This is a genomic window from Streptomyces hypolithicus (assembly GCF_052934925.1).
The window spans coordinates 112,712-129,619 of the sequence record NZ_CM128811.1 but is presented as its reverse complement, the minus strand read 5'-3'; the positions used below and the strand labels follow the sequence as shown (position 1 = coordinate 129,619).

19 protein-coding genes and 2 pseudogenes are annotated in these 16,908 nt (G+C 71.0%); 11 read left to right on the top strand and 10 right to left on the bottom strand.

Annotation, left to right across the window (positions count from 1 at the left end; all coding sequences use genetic code 11):
* Positions 1 to 63 precede the first annotated feature (63 nt).
* Together ACU6WZ_RS00710 and ACU6WZ_RS00705 are read right to left on the bottom strand one after the other, a co-directional pair.
* Positions 64 to 960: an SDR family oxidoreductase gene (locus tag ACU6WZ_RS00710; protein WP_447031144.1), complete on the bottom strand. Its 897-nt coding sequence runs from the start codon at positions 958 to 960 to the stop codon at positions 64 to 66.
* 74 nt (positions 961 to 1,034) lie between these two features.
* Positions 1,035 to 1,637: a flavodoxin family protein gene (locus ACU6WZ_RS00705; protein ID WP_447031143.1), complete on the bottom strand. Its 603-nt coding sequence runs from the start codon at positions 1,635 to 1,637 to the stop codon at positions 1,035 to 1,037.
* Between the two features lie 412 nt (positions 1,638 to 2,049).
* On the opposite strand from ACU6WZ_RS00705, the gene ACU6WZ_RS00700 reads away from it, so the two are divergent.
* From ACU6WZ_RS00700 to ACU6WZ_RS00685, 4 genes are all read left to right on the top strand, one after another.
* Positions 2,050 to 2,376 carry a plasmid stabilization protein gene (locus tag ACU6WZ_RS00700; protein WP_447031142.1) on the top strand — a complete coding sequence of 109 codons (327 nt, stop codon included), beginning with the start codon at positions 2,050 to 2,052 and terminating at the stop codon, positions 2,374 to 2,376.
* A 76-nt stretch (positions 2,377 to 2,452) separates the two neighbouring features.
* Positions 2,453 to 3,502 carry an SDR family oxidoreductase gene (locus tag ACU6WZ_RS00695; RefSeq protein WP_447031141.1) on the top strand — a complete coding sequence of 350 codons (1,050 nt, stop codon included), beginning with the start codon at positions 2,453 to 2,455 and terminating at the stop codon, positions 3,500 to 3,502.
* 42 nt (positions 3,503 to 3,544) lie between these two features.
* The gene (locus tag ACU6WZ_RS00690; RefSeq protein ID WP_447031140.1) at positions 3,545 to 3,811 is read left to right on the top strand and encodes a DUF4235 domain-containing protein; all 267 of its coding nucleotides are present in this window, start codon (positions 3,545 to 3,547) and stop codon (positions 3,809 to 3,811) included.
* Positions 3,812 to 3,823: 12 nt separating this feature from the next.
* Positions 3,824 to 4,474 carry an HhH-GDP family DNA glycosylase gene (locus ACU6WZ_RS00685; RefSeq protein WP_447031139.1) on the top strand — a complete coding sequence of 217 codons (651 nt, stop codon included), beginning with the start codon at positions 3,824 to 3,826 and terminating at the stop codon, positions 4,472 to 4,474.
* A gap of 82 nt (positions 4,475 to 4,556) precedes the next feature.
* On the opposite strand, the gene ACU6WZ_RS00680 is transcribed toward ACU6WZ_RS00685, so the two are convergent.
* On the bottom strand, positions 4,557 to 4,748 hold the full coding sequence (locus tag ACU6WZ_RS00680; protein WP_447031138.1) for a DUF6381 family protein: 192 nt from the start codon (positions 4,746 to 4,748) through the stop codon (positions 4,557 to 4,559).
* Positions 4,749 to 4,885: 137 nt separating this feature from the next.
* Positions 4,886 to 5,410 carry a DUF5709 domain-containing protein gene (locus ACU6WZ_RS00675; RefSeq protein ID WP_447031137.1) on the bottom strand — a complete coding sequence of 175 codons (525 nt, stop codon included), beginning with the start codon at positions 5,408 to 5,410 and terminating at the stop codon, positions 4,886 to 4,888.
* A 411-nt stretch (positions 5,411 to 5,821) separates the two neighbouring features.
* On the opposite strand from ACU6WZ_RS00675, the gene ACU6WZ_RS00670 reads away from it, so the two are divergent.
* Both ACU6WZ_RS00670 and ACU6WZ_RS00665 read left to right on the top strand, forming a co-directional pair.
* Complete coding sequence (locus ACU6WZ_RS00670) at positions 5,822 to 6,655, top strand: class II glutamine amidotransferase (protein ID WP_447031136.1); 834 nt, start codon at positions 5,822 to 5,824, stop codon at positions 6,653 to 6,655.
* A 101-nt stretch (positions 6,656 to 6,756) separates the two neighbouring features.
* The gene (locus tag ACU6WZ_RS00665) at positions 6,757 to 7,128 is read left to right on the top strand and encodes a hypothetical protein (protein ID WP_447031135.1); all 372 of its coding nucleotides are present in this window, start codon (positions 6,757 to 6,759) and stop codon (positions 7,126 to 7,128) included.
* Here the strand turns inward: ACU6WZ_RS00665 and ACU6WZ_RS00660 are convergent.
* The 5 genes and pseudogenes from ACU6WZ_RS00660 to ACU6WZ_RS00640 form a co-directional block, all read right to left on the bottom strand.
* The gene (locus ACU6WZ_RS00660; RefSeq protein WP_447031134.1) at positions 7,100 to 7,573 is read right to left on the bottom strand and encodes an ATP-binding protein; all 474 of its coding nucleotides are present in this window, start codon (positions 7,571 to 7,573) and stop codon (positions 7,100 to 7,102) included. The genes ACU6WZ_RS00665 and ACU6WZ_RS00660 overlap by 29 nt on opposite strands.
* A 298-nt stretch (positions 7,574 to 7,871) precedes the next feature.
* Complete coding sequence (locus tag ACU6WZ_RS00655) at positions 7,872 to 8,462, bottom strand: NlpC/P60 family protein (RefSeq protein WP_447031133.1); 591 nt, start codon at positions 8,460 to 8,462, stop codon at positions 7,872 to 7,874.
* 75 nt (positions 8,463 to 8,537) lie between these two features.
* Positions 8,538 to 9,554: a P1 family peptidase gene (locus ACU6WZ_RS00650; protein ID WP_447031132.1), complete on the bottom strand. Its 1,017-nt coding sequence runs from the start codon at positions 9,552 to 9,554 to the stop codon at positions 8,538 to 8,540.
* A 4-nt stretch (positions 9,555 to 9,558) separates the two neighbouring features.
* Positions 9,559 to 9,929: pseudogene (locus ACU6WZ_RS00645) on the bottom strand (MFS transporter); the annotation flags it as partial.
* 113 nt (positions 9,930 to 10,042) lie between these two features.
* Entirely contained in the window at positions 10,043 to 10,294 is a 252-nt protein-coding gene (locus ACU6WZ_RS00640; protein ID WP_447031131.1) for an HU family DNA-binding protein, read from the bottom strand.
* 160 nt (positions 10,295 to 10,454) lie between these two features.
* Between ACU6WZ_RS00640 and ACU6WZ_RS00635 the strand changes: the two genes are divergently transcribed.
* The 5 genes from ACU6WZ_RS00635 to ACU6WZ_RS00615 all read left to right on the top strand — a co-directional run bounded on the left by ACU6WZ_RS00635 (position 10,455) and on the right by ACU6WZ_RS00615 (position 15,582).
* On the top strand, positions 10,455 to 10,673 hold the full coding sequence (locus ACU6WZ_RS00635; RefSeq protein WP_447031130.1) for a hypervirulence associated TUDOR domain-containing protein: 219 nt from the start codon (positions 10,455 to 10,457) through the stop codon (positions 10,671 to 10,673).
* A 75-nt stretch (positions 10,674 to 10,748) separates the two neighbouring features.
* Entirely contained in the window at positions 10,749 to 13,187 is a 2,439-nt protein-coding gene (locus ACU6WZ_RS00630) for a SpoIIE family protein phosphatase (protein ID WP_447031129.1), read from the top strand.
* Between the two features lie 90 nt (positions 13,188 to 13,277).
* Positions 13,278 to 13,958, top strand: coding sequence for an ABC transporter permease (locus ACU6WZ_RS00625; protein WP_447031128.1), 681 nt, complete (start codon positions 13,278 to 13,280; stop codon positions 13,956 to 13,958).
* Entirely contained in the window at positions 13,955 to 14,626 is a 672-nt protein-coding gene (locus ACU6WZ_RS00620; RefSeq protein WP_447031127.1) for an ABC transporter permease, read from the top strand. The genes ACU6WZ_RS00625 and ACU6WZ_RS00620 overlap by 4 nt, the downstream gene beginning before the upstream one ends.
* Complete coding sequence (locus ACU6WZ_RS00615) at positions 14,623 to 15,582, top strand: ABC transporter substrate-binding protein (RefSeq protein WP_447031126.1); 960 nt, start codon at positions 14,623 to 14,625, stop codon at positions 15,580 to 15,582. The genes ACU6WZ_RS00620 and ACU6WZ_RS00615 overlap by 4 nt, the downstream gene beginning before the upstream one ends.
* Before the next feature lie 115 nt (positions 15,583 to 15,697).
* On the opposite strand, the pseudogene ACU6WZ_RS00610 reads toward ACU6WZ_RS00615, so the two are convergent.
* A pseudogene (locus tag ACU6WZ_RS00610) lies at positions 15,698 to 16,856 on the bottom strand (ABC transporter ATP-binding protein).
* Between the last annotated feature and the right edge of the window lie 52 nt (positions 16,857 to 16,908).

The following is a 16,908-nucleotide window of genomic DNA, read 5'->3' as shown; positions in this document are numbered from 1 at the left end:
CAGCTCACTCATTCAAGATCACCCCACCGTGGTCACTGTCACCAACCTCCGTGGACAGAACACCTAGGGCAGCGGGGTGCCGCCCGTGGCGTTGACGATCTCAGCGGTGATGTAGCTGGACTGCGGAGAGGCCAGGAACACATAGGCGGGGGCCATTTCGGCGGGCTGCGCGGGCCGGCCCAGCGGTGACTGCTTGCCGAAGGAGACGGTGTCCGGCATCGTCGCCGGAATGAGCGGAGTCCACACCGGACCGGGCGCCACCGCGTTGACCCGGACCCCCCTCTCGGCCAGCATCTGCGCCAGCCCCTGGGTGAAGGTGACGATGGCGCCCTTGGTCATCGCGTAGTCGAGCAGGTGCGGGCTCGGCTTGTACGCCTGCACCGAGGTCGAATTGATGATGCAGCCCCCTCGCGGGATGTGGGGCAGGGCCATCTTCGACAGCCAGAACATGCCGTAGAGATTGGTGCGTACGACCCGGTCGAACTGCTCAGTGGAGATCGCCTCGATGCCGTCCGGCTGCGACATCTGGTACGCGGCGTTGTTGACCAGGACATCGATCCGCTCGAATTCCAGCACAGCACGTTCGACGAGCCGGCGGCACTGTTCTTCCTCGCGGATGTCACACGGGACGGCCACGGCGCGACGGCCGGCACCCTCGATCAGCCGTACCGTCTCGTGGGCGTCCTCACGCTCCTCGGCCAGATGGGTGAAGAGTACGTCGGCGCCCTCACGCGCGAAGGCGAGGCACACGGCGCGGCCGATCCCGGAATCACCGCCGGTGACCAAGGCCTTGCGGCCCTCCAGGACTCCGCTGCCCCGATAGGAGTCTTCGCCGTGGTCGGGAGGCGGGTCCATCGGCCCGGTCCAGCCAGGATGCGCCTGCTCCTGCTGCCCGAACTCGGGCTGCGGGTGCTTGGTCACGGGGTCCTGAGCCCGAGGGGCGGCGTTCTCGTCTGTCACTGTGATGTCTCCTGGCTGTGGGAACAACGGGTGCCGGTGCCGGCCTAGTTCCGCGTTCCCTACTGGCGGTCGGTCTAACTCGGCGGGTACGGCGCGTCGGCCAGCAGGCGGGCGAGGTGGACGGCGTTCACGGCCTGGGTGCGCAGGGTGGCGGAGACGCTCTGCGGGGTTTCGTCCAGGTCCTGGTAGTCGGTGCCGTGCTGGGCCTCACCCACCCAGTACGTGACGGCTCCGGGCGCCAGGCTGAAGCCGAGGTCGTTGAGCCCCTGGAAGAGGTCGGCGCTCACCTTGTGCGCCCCGTCCTCATTGCCGACGACCGCGGCCAGTGCGACCTTGCCGTAAGGCAACTGCCGTCCCTGCTCGTCGGTTTCGGCGATGTCGGCGTTCAGCCGCTCCAGCACCCGCTGGCAGAGGCTGGAGGGGTGCCCGAGCCAGATGGGGGTCGACACCAGCACGATGTCGGCCGTCATCACCTTTTCGAGGATCTGAGGCCAGGCGTCCCCGTCACCCATGTCGCGGGCGACTCCCGGCTGGACGTCGTGGTCGACGATGCGCAGGGTTTCGCCCTGCACTCCGAGGCCGGCCAGCTCGGCCATGATCTGATCCGCCAGAAGGTGGCTGCTCGACGGCTCGGGGGAGGGGGTGAGGGTGCAGACCAGGGCGACTGCGCGTGTCATCGAAGACTCCTCGGACGCCGGGTGGCGTCCAGTACGGCCCCGGAAAGACATTCCGGTGCGGGATCGGGCGGGAAACAGGGATGGTGTGAACTCAGCTGGGAGCGTGGCGTATGTCCCGCCCTCCGTGCCTGGTCGGAGCCGTCATCGTCACTCCTTGCGCGTAGCTTTTCCCACCCTGGAGGCTCTGGGCCCGCCATGCCACCGGAGGTCCCGCCACGTCCTTGCGCGTGCCCGGCCCGCAGCCGGCCAATCACACTTCCGGTCCACACGTCCGGTCCGCGCTCGTGTAGCGAGCGGTGGGTTTTGGGCGTGAAGTAGGGGTAGCCGCGTGGATGAGGTGACGTGCCGGCCGGCTCCGCGTACGCGCCCCACGACGGCGAACACATCGAACCGTTACGACGAGGTGAGTGTCATGCCCGCAGGGTCCAGCCCCAAGCGTGAGCGGCAGTACGAGCACATCAAGGAAGGCGCGCAGGAGCGCGGCACTTCCGAGGAGCGAGCGAAGGAAATCGCCTCGCGGACCGTCAACAAGGAGCGGGCCCGCTCCGGTGAGGCCATGACCGCGAGCAAGACCTCCACCCGCGACCCCAAGTCCGCTTCGGAGCGGGGCGGCCAGCGCTCACACAGCGGCGCGCAGGGCCCCACCAGGGACCAGCTGTACGCGGAGGCCAAGAAGAAGAACATCGAAGGCCGCTCCGCGATGAACAAGCAGCAGCTGAGCAAGGCCCTCGGCCGCTGACCCGTACCACGGTGCAGGGGACGGGCCGCGCGGCCCGGGGCAACCACGGGGCCAACCAACGGACCAAGGAGCGGCGATGAGCGCGCGCACAGGCCTGCGGGTCGTCGTCACGGGGGCGACCGGCAACGTCGGCACGAGCGTGGTGAGGGCCCTGTCCGAGGATCCCGCCGTCGGTTCGGTACTCGGCCTCGCCCGCCGTACTCCGAGGCTCTCGTTGCCCGGCGTCGAATGGGGCACGGTGGACCTCGGCCACACCGACAGCCGGAGCACCCTGGTGAGCCACTTCGCGGGCGCGGACGCGGTCGTCCACCTGGCCTGGCGCTTCCAGCCGACGCACAACCCCGTTCTCACCTGGCAGAGCAACGTGAGCGGCTCGATGCGGGTCTTCGACGCCGTTGCCGGGGCGGGTGTGCCGGCGCTGGTGCACGCCTCGTCCGTGGGGGCCTACTCACCCGGCCCGAAGGACGAACCCGGCGTCGACGAGGAGTGGCCGACCCACGGGTGGCCCGACGCCGCGTACTGCCGGGAGAAGGCATACCTGGAGCGCGTCCTCGACACCTTCGAGCTGCGCCACCCGGACGTCAGGGTGGTGCGCATGCGGCCCGGTTTCCTGTTCAAGGAGACGGCGGCCAGCGAACAGCGGCGCATCTTCGCGGGCCGCTACGTACCTGGTGCACTGCTGCGGCCTGACCTGCTGCCCTTCGTCCCCGACCTCGAAGGGCTGCGCTTCCAGGTCCTGCACACCGACGACGCCGCCCAGGCGTACCGGCTCGCCGTACTGGGCGACGTACGAGGAGCTTTCAACCTGGCCGCCGGCCCGGTGATCGACGCACAGGAACTCGGGGACCAGCTCGGTGCCCGCGTCGTACGGCTGCCACGGACGCTGGTGCGGACGGCGCTGGCGACCGCCTGGCTCGCCCACGCCGTACCCGCATCCCCGCACCTGTTCGACGCGGTCCTGCGCCTGCCGGTGCTCGACTGCCGCCGGGCCCATGAGGTGCTGGGCTGGCGGCCCGAACGGACCGCCCAGGAGGCACTGGGAGCGTTCCTGCGCGGCGTACGCCGGGGAACGGGCGAACGGACCGCTCCACTGGCAGGAAGGCAGGTGGGTGAGCAAGGTGGGTGAGCAAGGCATGATGCGCCTTGCTCACCCTCCGAGGAGTGAGCGATGAACACAGCGAAACTGACGTACAAGCCGGTCGGGCTGTTGCTGGGCGCGGTGAACGGCGTGCTGGCCGGCGCCCTCTTCAAGCAGGTCTGGCAGCGCGTGGGCAAGGAACCGGACGCGCCGGACGCCACCGACGAGGACCGTGGCTGGCGCGAGGTGCTGATCGCTGCGGCGCTCCAGGGAGCCATCTTCGCCGCGGTCAAGGCGGCCACCGACCGCAGTGGCGCCACGATGGTCCGCCGCCTGACCGGGACCTGGCCCGACTGAGAGGGGGAAGGCGTGACCAGGAGAACCCTTGACGCCCTGCTCGACACATACGGGACGACGTACGCCACCGAAGCGGGGATCCCGCTGCGCGACAAGCCGCAGCCGCTGTACCAGCTGCTCGTACTGAGCCACCTGCTCAGTGCACGCATCAGGGCCTCCGTCGCCGTGGCCGCCGCCCGGGCCCTGTTCGCCCACGGCATACGCAACCCACGGCGGATGGCGGACGCCACGTGGCAGCAGCGCGTGGACGCGCTGGGCGAGGGCGGCTACCGGCGTTACGACGAGCGGACGGCGACGCAGCTCGGCGACGGCGCCGGGCTTCTCATCGACGAGTACGGCGGGGACCTGCGCCGACTGCGCCGGGAAGCCGACGGCGACACGGAAACGCTCGGGGCAGGCCTTCGCCGTATGCCCGGTGTGGGACCCGCCGGCGCCGACATCTTCCTGCGCGAGGTGCAGGCGGTGTGGCCGGAGACCGCCCCCTACCTGGACGCGAAAGCCCTGCAGGGCGCCGAGCGGCTCGGTCTGCCAACGACGCCGGCCGGGCTCGCCCGTCTCGGCCGCGGGCAGGACCCGGCCGTACTCGCCGCCGCGCTGGTGCGTGCCGCCCTCGACAAGGACGCCGCTAAGACGATCGGCGCGGCGGCGTCCGGCAGCAGGTGACTCCCCGCGCAGCCACATACGTGAGGCGGCCCGCCGAGACGTTCGGCGGGCCGCCCTCTGCGACGTGAACCACTGCTCCGGACTACTCCATGGGGTAGATGTCGCCGCTGCCCATGCCGCTCGCCTGCTCGCTCTGCTGTTCAAGCCGACGGGCCTTCTCCCTCAGGCGGCGGCGCTCATCGGGATCGCCGGCTCGCTCGGCTGCCTCCTTCAGGTCCTTCGCCTTCGCGCGCATCTGCTGGGCGCGGCCCCTGGGATCATCTGCAACGCTCATGATCACTCCCTGAATCCGTACGGAAGGCTGGCGTCTCCACTTCACCAGGTCGACCGGGGCCCCCGCATCTCGAACATGCCCCACCGGCACGGGCGCGCCGGGCGCTGCGGGGACGCGCTGTGCACGGGAAGCTCCCTTCAGCGCGTACGATCCGGGTCGTCGCCGCCGTCCCCTTCGTCGGTGATGTGTACGGCGGCCTCTTCGGCCGATGCCGCACCCGCGTCGATGCCCACATCCCGCGCCAGGACATCGTTGTTGCGGCTCAGCGCGGCGTCCTCGACGCCGGCCAGGCGGCCCGCCCGTTCGGCGCCGGCGCTCTCCTCCTCGGGCCCGTTGCTCTCCGGGGCCCTGTCCGCCGTGTCTGCGGCCTCGTCCGCCGCGTCCTCCCGGGCGACCGCGTCGGGCTCGGGCTCCTCCTGGGCGAGCCGCTGGTCGAGGGACTCGCCCTCCTGCTGCTCCTTGCCGGTCGTGCCGTACTTCGTGACGCCGAGCGGTCGTTCCGGGGGCGAGTAACCCTCGTCCATCGTGTCGTCGAGGCTGCGCTCGCCGATCACGTTCTCCAGGTCCAAGTCGTCCGTCGGCCTGTTGCCGACGTCCGAGGAATTGGGCTGGTACACATCGTCACCACGTGCCTCTTCGTCACCACGTGCCTCTTCGGACATGTGCCGCTCCTCTCGCTCGGGGCTGTGGGCTCCACAGGCCGTGCTCTCTGCAAGAAACCGTGCGGGACGACTGCCCCGCGTACGGTCACACATGCCGCTCCCGGCACGCGCCGCCCCCGGTTCTCAGCCGACCTCCTCCGACCGGCCGGGAGGCTGCGCGCGCCTCTCATTTCGCCCCATTGTCCTCACTCCCATGAGGAATGCCACCGCAGCTCCAATGCCACCTGACCTGCTGGGATTTGCTGTCGGCCGCCCGGGTCGTCACGTCGCCGCCGCCGGAACCGGGCCCGGCTGCCGACCGGACGCGCTGCGGCGCAGCTCCGCCGGGCAGCCCCGCACCGGCCGATGGACAATGGTGGCAAGCAGCGTCCGGCCTCGGCGCAGTGAGGCCATGGCGGAGAGGAATCCCGTATGTGCCGGTGGCTTGCCTACTCGGGAACGTCGGTGCTGCTCGCCGACATTCTGTACAAGCCCGAGCACTCACTGATCGACCAGAGCCGGCACGCGAAAATGGGCGTGGAGACGACCAACGGGGACGGGTTCGGCATCGGCTGGTACGGACCCCAGGCCGACACCCCCGCGATCGTCCGGGACACCGGGCCGGCCTGGAACAACCGCAACCTGCGCGAGATCGCCAACCACGTCCGGTCGCCGCACTTCTTCGCCCATGTGCGGGCTTCGACCGGCACCGCCGTGCAGCAGACCAACTGCCATCCGTTCCGTCACGGGCGCTGGATGTGGATGCACAACGGCGCGATCGCCGACTTCCACCGTCTGCGCAGGGAACTGTGCCTTGCCATCGACCCCGCCCTCTTTCCGGACATCGAGGGCTCCACCGACTCCGAAGTGATGTTCTACCTGGCCATCACCTTCGGCCTGGACCAGGATCCGCCGGGCGCAGTTGCACGCATGGCCGGCCTGGTGGAGCGGCTGGCGGGGGAGCACGGGGTGGAGGACGCGCTACAGATGACGGTCGCGGTGGCCGACAGCGCGCGCATGTGGGTGTTCCGCTACTCGACCCTGCGCCATTCGCGGTCGTTGTTCTACAGCAACCGCGTAGAGACGGTACGGGCGCTCTACCCGGACCTCGCGTTCCTCAAGGGCGTGTCCGACGAGACCCGTCTCGTGGTCTCCGAGCCGCTCGGCGACCTGCCGGGCGTCTGGAACGAGCTTCCGGAGAGTACGTACGGAGTCGTCCAGCCCGGAGCCGGCGACATGATGCCCTTCGTACCCGAGCCCGTCTAGGAACTTGGGCGGCCCGTCCGGCGGTCGGCTGCGGGCGAATGCCGAGGTCGCGCCCGGGTACCCGGGGCGCTGTCTTGTACCGGAAAAGGTGATGTGTCGTGATGACCAACTGGAACCGTGCGCTGGGCGCCGCCACCGCGGCCTACAGCGCGGCGATCGCCGTACGGCCCGAATGGCTGGCGCGGCCCTGCGGTCTGGCCCTGGAGCCGGACGGCAGCGTGCCGCGGGAGACGGGCCTGCTGATCCGCGCCATCGGCGCGCGGGACGCCGCGATCGGGGTCGCCATGGTCGTCGCCTCCGATGACAGCGCCCGCCGGACCGCCACCCTGTGCCGGGTGGCGGCGGATGTCTCGGACGCACTGGTCTTCGGCACGCTCCTCGACTCGCGCCCGGCGCGCGCCAAGGTCGTCGGTTTCGCCCTGACCTGGGGCGCCCTGTGCGCCCTCACGCTCCGCACCCCATCTCGGCGGTGACCGCCGGCGTGATGTCCAGCTGGAACCAGACCGTCTTGCCCTGCGCGTCCTGCCGCACACCCCAGTCGTCCGACAGGGAGTCGACGAGCAGCACGCCCCGGCCGTTCTCGGCCTCGTCGCGGTCGCCGGGTCGAGCGCACGGCAGCTGCGGGTCGCCGTCGCGGACCGAGACGTCCAGCCGCCCGGCGCTCAGCCCCACCCGGACGGAGAGCACGCCGACCGGCCGGGCGTGCACCACGGCGTTGGTGATGACCTCGCCGGCCAGGAGTTCGGCGGTCTGCGCCGTCGGTGTGTCCACTCCCCACAGCCGCAGCACCTCGCGCAGCCACCGGCGTCCCTGCGGTACCGACCGGGTACGGAAGGCGAGCGTGATCCGGGCTGCCGAAGCCGCCACGGCGGGCGGCGAGCCGGTCGTCGGCGTAACAGCGGGAAGCGGCGGTGTCATGCGACGGACCTCGTTTCAACAGTTCCCCCGGCCGCCGATACCGGGGGCCGTGTCCCGTGGGGGCGGGGGATGAGGGGGAGCGGGGACGAGGGGGAGCGGGGACGAGGGGGAGCGGGGACGAGGGGGGACGCGGACCAGCATGGCGGGCATTGACCCTTTTCGAACCCTTGCCGAACCCTTGCGCCCCCAGGCCACAGCCCTGAGGCTGCCCTTTGCAGGGTGCGGGGGTGCTCCTGTGCCCGCTGCCGCGGCAACGGGCACAGGAGCGGAGCCGGCCGGAGTGCCTGCCGGACCAGGCTCAGTAGCCGTTCGGGGTCAGGACGTCGACGTAGATGGGGTCGGGTTCGGTGCCGCCCAGGGTGACCGAGTCGTACTTGACGTAGCCGTAGTACGCGTTGGCGTCGATGGCCTGGCCGTTGCCGACGTCGACGCCGGTGTGGTCGAGGTCGCCGCCGTAGCGGATTCCGTCATTCGGGTCGGTGTCCCAGAAGATGAGGTCGCCCGGGCGGGGGTTGCTGGTGCGGCGGCCCTGGTTGATCTGGCCCTGGAGCCAGTAGTTGAGCTGCAGCCCGTTACCGGTGGCGTTGTAGGTGCCGTCCCAGATGGCGTGGCGGTTGAGGCACTCGCAGTCGACCTGTGCGGTGCCGCAGGTCCAGCCGTACGCGAGCTTGTAGGGGGTGCCGAGGTAGGCCTTGGCGGCGTTGACGACGGCCGCCCGGACACCGGCGGCCTGCGCGTCCGCCGTACCGGTGACCGAGGCGTTGTCGGGGACGGGGACGGGAGCGGCGGCGGCCGGTGTGGCCAGGCTGCCGGCGACGGCCGCGACGACGGCCAGGGCCGCGATGACGCCGCGCCGTCGGCGCGTGGGGGTGGAGCCGGTCTGCGACATGCGTTCTCCTCTTGGGGAAGGCTCTTGGGAAGGTGGCGCCGTCGGCTCGGAGGGGTTCAGCCGAAGGCGTGGTGCTCACGCAGCAGGTCGATGACCCGCTGGTGCGGTAGAGCGGGCAGGTGATGCCCGTCCCTGCCGGTCATGGGGGAGTTGGCGACCAGCGTGTCCGCGACGGCCTCCTCGACGCACTGCACCGTGGCGTCGTAGAGACGGTCGGTGTCGCCCCAGGGGAGAACAAGGAGTCGAGGCGTTCCGTGCCCGGGCCGGTGGGGTAGCGGCTGGCGAGGGCGGAGGGGTTGGCCGTCGAGAAGGCGAGGAAGAGGTCGCCCGAGAAATGGGAGCCGCTGGTGCCCGACCGCGCCCGAGAGGCACCCGCCGGGCCAGGGCCGCGCACTGGCCCGGCAGCAGCGGCGCGTCGGTGGCTACGGTGACCACGACGGAGCCCGCGCCCGCGGGCATCGGCGCGCCGGCTTCTCCCAGCGGGTCGTCGCCGCGCAGGTGCCCGCCGACCGGCACTCCGGCGAGGGTCAGCTCACGGCGTGCGCCGAAGTTGGCCTGGACGAGGACGGCGACGGTGTAGGTGACCCCGCCGTGGGCGATCTGCCGTGAGGCGGTGCCGGTGCCGCCCTTGAAGCCGTAACAGCTCATCCCGGTGCCGCCCCCCACCGAACCCTCCTCGAACGAGCCGCCCGCGGCCGCGTCGAGTGCCTGCCGGGCGACGGCCGGAGTGACGTGGTCGCCGTTGATGTCGTTCAGATAGCCGTCGTAGGTCTCGGCGACGACCGGCATGTGCCAGCGGTCCCGCAGCTCGGGGCACCGCGCGTTCAGCCAGTCGATCGCGCCGCGGTGGCAGGCCCCGACGGCATGCGAGTTGGTAAGCAGCACCGGTGTGTTGAGCGCCCCGGTCTCGTTGATCCACACCGTGCCGGTCATCTCGCCGTTGCCGTTGAGGACGTGCACCCCGGCCGCACAGGACTCGCCCAGGCCCCGGCGCCCGCGCGGCAGGATCGCGGTGACCCCGGTGCGCACCGGGCCACGTCCCATGTCCAGGGCGCCGTCACCGCTGATCAGCGTGGCCAGGCCCCCCTGCACGCCGCGCCCCGAGATGGACCATCAGGGTGACCATGAACAGCTTCCTGCGGCCGTAGCGGTCGGTCAGCCAGCCGAAGAACAGCGCGCCCGAACAGGCGCCCGCCACATCAGCGCGGCTGCGACACCCGTCACCTGGGCGGACGAGACGGCCAGCCCGCTGCCCTATTCGGACAGCCGGCCGGCCACGTTGCCGACGATCGTGACTTCGAGGCCGTCCAGAATCCACACGGTGCCGAGCCCGATGACGATCATCCAGTGCCATCTGGACCACGGGAGCCGGTCGAGGCGGGCCGGTACGGCCGTCGTGATGGTCTCCGGCTCTGCGGGGTCCGAGGCCGAGCCGCCTCTGGGCTCGGGCGCTCCGGCCGTCGTCATCGCGTGCTCCTCATCCGGCCGCGGGACCAGCCGTCCCGGCGAGTCAACCCGTTCGTGTGGTCGAGGGACCACCGGTTGCCCGGCGGGGACGCGCGCAAACTCCAGGCGGCGGGTCAGCCGGCCTGGATGTAGTCGTTGAGCGCGTGCCCTGGCCGCAGTACTGCCCGGGTGTCCTCCACGTGGAAGTCACCGAAGCCCAGCAGTGTGACCGTCTTGCCCTTCTTGAGGCCCTCCGCGATGGTGCCGGCACGCTCGACCGTCCCGAACAGCGCGTCGATCACCCGCTCGACCTCCTCCCCGCTCAATTCCCTTCCACCGTTGGTCGCCTTGCGTACGGTCGCTTCGATCAGTGCGTTCTTGTCCACGGACGCTTCCACTCCTCACGGCGGCTGGGGCTGGGCCCATCGTGGCATCGCGCCCGGCGCGCCGCCCGCCGACGCCACACCGGCCGCGATGCGCGAATCTGCGGGTCGCGTGATGCTGGAAGGGTGCGCGCAGCGCGGGTGTTCAGCGAAAGGGAGCATCGTGTCGAAGAAGGAAGATCTCAGCAGGGGCGACAAGGTTTCGTGGAAGAGCCACGGCAGGAATGTCACCGGGAAAGTCAAGAGGAAGATCGCGGAGCGGACCCGGGCCTCCGGGCGGACCGTCGACGCGTCGCGCGGCGAACCGCAGTACGAGGTGGAGAGCGACAGGTCCGGCCGCACCGCCGTCCACAAACCCGGCTCGCTGCGTAAACGCCGCTGATCGCCGACGCCCGCAGTTGTGCGGGTCCCGGACAGGGCGGATTCTGCAATCAATGAACCGGACTGGTCTGGCGCCATGAGCGCATGGAACGCGGGCAACCCAGGGAACCCAGGCAAGGGTGCCGATTTCCGTGGTCCCCTCGACGTCACCAGGGCAGCCACAGCGGTCTTCGACGCGCAGGACACGGTGATCGGCTGGAGCCCCGCAGCCGAAGATCTCTTCGGCCACAAGCCGCACGAGATCGTCGGGCAGCCACTCGCCACCTTCCTGCCGTCCCGGCCGGCCACCTCCGTTGCTGTGCCCGACGAGCCGCCCGGCCTCACACCCGGCCCCCCGGCCGGGGGAAACGAGATCCGGGTGGCGCGCCACCGGGACGGCCGGGAGTTCCTGGTCGCCACCGCGACGTGCCTGCTGCCCGGCAGCGGGACGGCGGAGCGAATCCTCGTGGCGGCCGAGCTGGTGGGCCTGCGGCTGTGGGAATCCCGGCTGTCGATGCTCGACGGGCTGGCCACCCAGTCGCCGGTCGGCCTGGGAATCTACGACACGGACCTGCGTCTTACCTGGTGCAATGCTGCATACGAACAACAGATCGGGCGGCCCTTCGCCGAGTTCCAGGGCCTGCGGGCCGACGAGATGTACCCCGACGGCAACTTCGTGACCAGGGGATACCCGCAGACGCTCGACGCGGTCATGCACCATGTGCTCGACACCGGCGAACCCTTCCTCGACCTGCACTTCCGCGCCGAGCAGCCCAGCGACCCGGGACGGGACCACCTGTGGTCCTGCTCCTATTACCGGCTCCAGGACGCCGACGGGCACGTGCTCGGCGTGTGCGAGGACGCATTCGACATCACGGAGCGCTACGAGGCCCAGCGGCGTCTCGCGCTGCTCGTCGAAGCGGGCCGCGGCATCGGTACCGCCCTCGACGTGATCGCCACCGCCGAGGAGGTCACCGCCGTGGCGGTCCCGGAGTTCGCGTCCGGCGCGTGGGTCGACCTCGCGAACGCCGTACTGGAAGGGGAGGTGCCCGCCGTCGGCGACGCGGCCGCGATGGCGCTCGTACAGGTGGCCCGCCGCTCAGAGCAGGAAACCGGTCCCAGGGCGACCCACCCGGTGAGCGGGCCCACGCCACGCCGGCCCGCCCGCGTCGACTACCCGCCTGGTTCGCCCCAGGACCGCAGTCTTTCCTCGGGCGGGCTGGTGCTCGACGAGAACATGCTGGTCGTGCCGCTCCGCGCGGGGGACAGCACGCTGGGTCTTGTCACCTTCACCCGCGCCGACCGCGCGACACCCTTCGACAGCGGGGAAGTCGCCGTGGCCGAGGAGCTCGCGGCCCGCACCGCCCTGTGCATCGACAACGCCCGTCGCTTCACCCGTGAACGCCGCGCGGCCCTCGTCCTGCAACGCCAGCTGCTGCCGCAACGCCTGCCGCAGCATTCCGCCGTCGAAGTGGCCTTCCGCTACCTTCCCTCGGACCATGTGACCGGGGTCGGCGGTGACTGGTTCGACGTCATCCCGCTGTCCGGCGCCCGGGTCGGTCTCGTCGTCGGCGACGTGGTCGGTCACGGCCTGCAGGCGGCCGCCACCATGGGCCGGCTGCGCACGACCGTACGCGCGCTCGCCCAGCTGGACATGTCCCCCGACGAACTGCTGACCCGGCTGGACGACCTCGTGGGCCAGACGGCGGAGGAGCAGCTGGACGCCCTCGGGATGTCCGCCGGGTACGACGACGTGACCACCGGGGCCACCTGTCTCTACGCGGTCTACGACCCTGTTTCCCGCCGATGCGTCATGGCCCGGGCCGGGCATCTGCCGCCCGCGATCGTCGATCCCGAGGGCCGTACCACTTTCCCGGACCTGCCGGCCGGCCCGCCGCTGGGCCTCGGCGGTCTGCCCTTCGAGTCCATGGAGATCGAGCTGCCGACGGGCAGCCTGCTGGCTCTGTTCACCGACGGCCTGGTCGAAGCCCGCGACCGGGACATCGACGACGGGCTCAACACCCTCGGGCGGGTGCTCGGCGACCACCGGGCGTCCCTGGAAGAGCTCTGCGACCGGGCCGTGTCCCAGCTGCTGGCGGCCGGCACGGCTGCCGACGACACGGCGCTGCTGCTCGTCCGTACCCGTGAACTCGACACCCGCCAGGTCGCCGCCTGGGAACTGCCCGCCGAACCGGTCGCCGTGGGGCACGCCCGGGAGCTGGCCACCCGGCAGCTGCACGACTGGGGCCTGGACGAGCTGAGCTTCTCGACCGAACTGGTGGTCAGCGAGCTGGTCACCAACGCGTTCCGGCACGCCGACGGGCCACTGCACCTGCGCCTCATCCGGGACCGCACGCTCCTGTGCGAGGTCGCCGACGCCGGCCACACGTCACCGCACCTGCGTCACAGCGCGGCGGACGACGAGGGCGGCCGGGGGCTCTTCATCGTCGCGCAACTCGTCCAGCGCTGGGGAACGCGCTACACCCGTACCGGCAAGACCATCTGGACCGAACAGGCCTTTCCCCCGGACGACTGACCCCACTCCCTCGTTCCTCGTTCCGGCGCACATCCCCGAACAGTCCAGTAACACGCGCGGCCCTGCCCGCCGCCGGGCTGCAATGGAGGAGTGACCGCGCCTCCGGACGACTGCCTCGCGCGCAACGAGTGGATCTGCGGCGAGTACCTCTCCACCCGCCGCGGGATCCTCCTGGACGCCGTGACCCAGCACCTCCAGCTGACCGTCGTCTCCGTCCTCGTCGGACTCGTCCTCGCCGTGCCGCTCGCCGTCGCCGCCCGCCGCTGGCGAGGGGCCGCAGGGCCCGTCCTCGCGGTGACCACGGTGCTCTACACGATTCCCTCGCTCGCCATGTTCTCGCTGCTGCTGCCGGTGTACGGGCTCTCCGCGTGGCTCGTCATCGCCGGTCTTGTCCTCTACTCGCTCACCCTGCTGGTACGCAACATCCTCGCCGGGCTGCGCGCCGTGCCCGAAGAGACCCGCCAGGCCGCCCGCGGCATGGGCTACGGACCCGTCAGGCTGCTGCTCGCCGTGGAGATGCCGCTCGCGCTGCCCGCCGCCATGGCCGGTCTGCGCATCGCCACCGTGTCCGCGGTCTCCCTCGTCACCATCGGGGCGATCGTCGGCTTCGGCGGGCTCGGCAACCTCATCTACGCCGGAATGAACACCTTCTTCAAGGCACAGGTCCTCACCGCGTCCGTGCTGTGCGTCGTCATCGCCGTCGCAGCCGACGTGCTGCTCCTCGGCGTGCAGAGGGTCCTGACGCCCTGGATGCGGGAGGCCCGCGCGTGAAGACCCTCACCGGAACCTGGGACTGGCTCACCACCTCCGCCAACTGGTCGGGCGAGAGCGGCGTCTGGAGCCGGCTCGCCGAGCACCTCTTCCTCACGGTGGTGTGCCTGCTGATCAGCTGCCTGATCGCGCTGCCCGTGGCCCTCCTGCTCGGCCACCTCGGCAAGGGCGGGGCGCTGGCCGTCAACATCTCCAACGTCGGCCGGGCCGTGCCCACCTTCGCCGTCCTGGTCCTGCTGTTGCTCACACCCGTCGGCAACTACGGCGAGGGGCCGACGGTCATCGCGCTGGTGCTGTTCGCCGTACCGCCGCTGCTCACCAACGCGTACGTCGGCATGCGAGGTGTCGACCAGGACACTGTGCGGGCCGCGCGCGGAATGGGCATGACCGGCGGCCAGCTGCTGCGGCGCGTCGAAGTTCCCCTCGCCTTGCCCCTGATCCTCACCGGGGTGCGCATCGCCGCCGTGCAACTCGTCGCCACCGCGACGATCGCGGCGCTCGCCGGCGGCGGCGGTCTCGGCCGGATCATCACCGCCGGCTTCAACCTCGCGAGCACCCCACAAGTGGTCGCGGGCGCCGTACTGGTGGCGCTCTTCGCACTGCTCGTGGAGGGGCTGTTCGAGGTCGCGGAGCGGCTGGCGCCCCCGTGGGCTAGGGGCACCGCATGAGAGGAGCCGCAGCCAAGGCCGCCCTCGTGACGCTCCTGCTCACCCTCACCGGGGCCTGCGCCACGGGTCCCGCCCTGGAGCAGCGGGGCGAGGTGACGGCGCCGCCCGGCGACAGCCGGGACCTGACCATCGGCTCGGCGGGCTTCACCGAGAGCGACCTGCTCGCGCGGATGTACGGGCTCCTCCTCGACCGGGCCGGATACCGCACCACGATCCTGTCCGTCACCAACCGGGAGATCTACGAACCCGCACTGGAGAGCGGCCAGATCGACATCGTCCCCGAGTACGCCGCCACCTTCGCGGACTGGCTGAACTCCAAGGCCAACGGCGCCGACGCCCCGCCCGTCGGCTCGCCCGGCCTCGCGGACACCATGACCACGCTGCGCGCTCTGGCCGCCCCGCGAGGCCTCGCCGTCCTGGACCCGGGGCGGGCCGTCGACCAGAACGCGTTCGCCGTCGCCTCCTCGTTCGCCGACCGGTACCGGCTCAAGACCCTCAGCGACCTCGGCCGCTCGGGGCAGCCCGTGCGTCTCGCGGCGGGCGACGAGTGCGTGCAGCGCCCGTACTGCGAACCCGGCCTGAAGGAGACGTACGGCATCGACATCACCGCCGTCGACCCCAAGGGCGTGGGCACCACCCCGGCTAAGCAGGCCGTCCAGAGCGGCAAGGACCAGATGGTCCTCACCACGACGACCGACGCGACGCTCGACGACTTCGGTCTGGTCCTGCTGGAGGACGACAAGAAGCTCCAGAACGCCGACTACATCGTGCCGGTGGTCAACCGCTCGCGCGCCGGATCGACCGGGGTGAGGAAGGCGCTGGACCGGCTCAACACCGTACTGACCACGAAGGACCTGGCGAACCTCAACGAGCAGGTGGACAGCTGGCGCAGGCTCCCCGAGGACGTAGCCCGTGCGTACCTGGAGGCCAAGAAGCTGATCCCGGCGGGAAACTGACCCCGACCGCCCGCGGCGGCCGCCTCGCGGAGCGACGCCGATCCCGCTGTGCGGCCCGCAACCCCGGGTCAGCCCACGGCGAACTCCAGAGCCCGTGCCGGGCGGACGACGCCCCCTACGCGTCCGACACCGAGTCGAAGTCCACCTGGTCGCGCGGCACGCCCTGCGCGTCCGCGTCGACCGAACGGCGCAGCGCCTCGTGCAGTTTCGCGGGAGTGAGTACGCCGACGAACTTCGCCCCGTCCAGTACCGCCACCCACCCCGCGTCGTACTGGAGCATCTCGCTGAACGCCTGCTTGAGCGGCGAGCCGACCGGCACCCAGGCCTCCATCCGGCGGGCCAGGTCTCGTGCCGCCCTGCCCCGCGAGGCCCAGCTCGTCGGCGGACACCCAGCCGTGCAGATCCTCGCCTTCGGTGAGTACGACGGCCCACCGGGCGCTCTCGGCCCGCAGCCGGGCGGCGGCCGTCCGGGCCGGCTCGTCCAGGCGGGCGACCGGCGGCTGTTCCAGATCGGCGGCCTCGATCGTGGTGACCGAGAGCCGCTTCAGGCCCCGGTCCGCGCCCACGAACTGCGCCACATAGGGGGTGGCCGGGGTGCCGAGCACGGTGGCCGGTGTGTCGAACTGCTCGATGCGCCCCTCCCCGTACACGGCGATACGGTCGCCCATCCGTACGGCTTCCTCGATGTCGTGGGTGACCATCAGGACTGTCTTGCGGACCGTCGCCTGCAGGCTCAGGAACTCGTCCTGGAGCCGTTCGCGGACCACCCGGTCGACGGCTCCGAAGGGTTCGTCCATCAGGAGCACGGGAGGATCGGCGGCCAGCGCCCGGGCGACGCCGACCCGCTGGCGCTGGCCGCCGGACAGCTGGTCCGGGTAGCGCGACCCGTACACGGACGGATCGAGCCCCACCAGGTCGAGCAGCTCCGCCGCTCGCTGCCTGGCCTTCGGCTTCTTCCACCCGGTCAGGAAGGGGACGGTCGCTGTGTTGTCGAGGATCGTGCGGTGCGGAAAGAGGCCGACCTGTTGGATGACGTAGCCGATTCGGCGCCGCAGCCCGACGGGATCAACGGCCGCGATGTCCTCGCCGTCCATGAGGATCCGGCCGGCGGTGGGCTCGATCAGCCGGTTGACCATCATCATGGTCGTCGTCTTGCCGCAGCCCGAAGGCCCGACCAGGGTGACCAGCTCACCCTCCGCCACCTCGAAGGACAGGTCGTGCACGGCGGTGGTGCCGTCCGGGTACACCTTGCTGACCTGCTCGAACCGGATCATGTACGCCACGGTAGAAGCGACCGGCGGCGGGCGCACACCGACCAGGACTGTA

Excerpts from the sequence above, each read along its gene's own strand:
- ACU6WZ_RS00695 (WP_447031141.1), top strand. The coding sequence starts at position 2,453 with ATGAGCGCGCGCACAGGCCTGCGGGTCGTCGTCACGGGGGCGACCGGC.
- ACU6WZ_RS00680 (WP_447031138.1), bottom strand. The coding sequence starts at position 4,748 with ATGAGCGTTGCAGATGATCCCAGGGGCCGCGCCCAGCAGATGCGCGCG.
- ACU6WZ_RS00700 (WP_447031142.1), top strand. The coding sequence starts at position 2,050 with ATGCCCGCAGGGTCCAGCCCCAAGCGTGAGCGGCAGTACGAGCACATC.
- ACU6WZ_RS00665 (WP_447031135.1), top strand. The coding sequence starts at position 6,757 with ATGACCAACTGGAACCGTGCGCTGGGCGCCGCCACCGCGGCCTACAGC.
- ACU6WZ_RS00675 (WP_447031137.1), bottom strand. The coding sequence starts at position 5,410 with ATGTCCGAAGAGGCACGTGGTGACGAAGAGGCACGTGGTGACGATGTG.
- ACU6WZ_RS00705 (WP_447031143.1), bottom strand. The coding sequence starts at position 1,637 with ATGACACGCGCAGTCGCCCTGGTCTGCACCCTCACCCCCTCCCCCGAG.
- ACU6WZ_RS00630 (WP_447031129.1), top strand. The coding sequence starts at position 10,749 with ATGAGCGCATGGAACGCGGGCAACCCAGGGAACCCAGGCAAGGGTGCC.
- ACU6WZ_RS00690 (WP_447031140.1), top strand. The coding sequence starts at position 3,545 with ATGAACACAGCGAAACTGACGTACAAGCCGGTCGGGCTGTTGCTGGGC.
- ACU6WZ_RS00615 (WP_447031126.1), top strand. The coding sequence starts at position 14,623 with ATGAGAGGAGCCGCAGCCAAGGCCGCCCTCGTGACGCTCCTGCTCACC.
- ACU6WZ_RS00670 (WP_447031136.1), top strand. The coding sequence starts at position 5,822 with ATGTGCCGGTGGCTTGCCTACTCGGGAACGTCGGTGCTGCTCGCCGAC.
- ACU6WZ_RS00655 (WP_447031133.1), bottom strand. The coding sequence starts at position 8,462 with ATGTCGCAGACCGGCTCCACCCCCACGCGCCGACGGCGCGGCGTCATC.
- ACU6WZ_RS00660 (WP_447031134.1), bottom strand. The coding sequence starts at position 7,573 with ATGACACCGCCGCTTCCCGCTGTTACGCCGACGACCGGCTCGCCGCCC.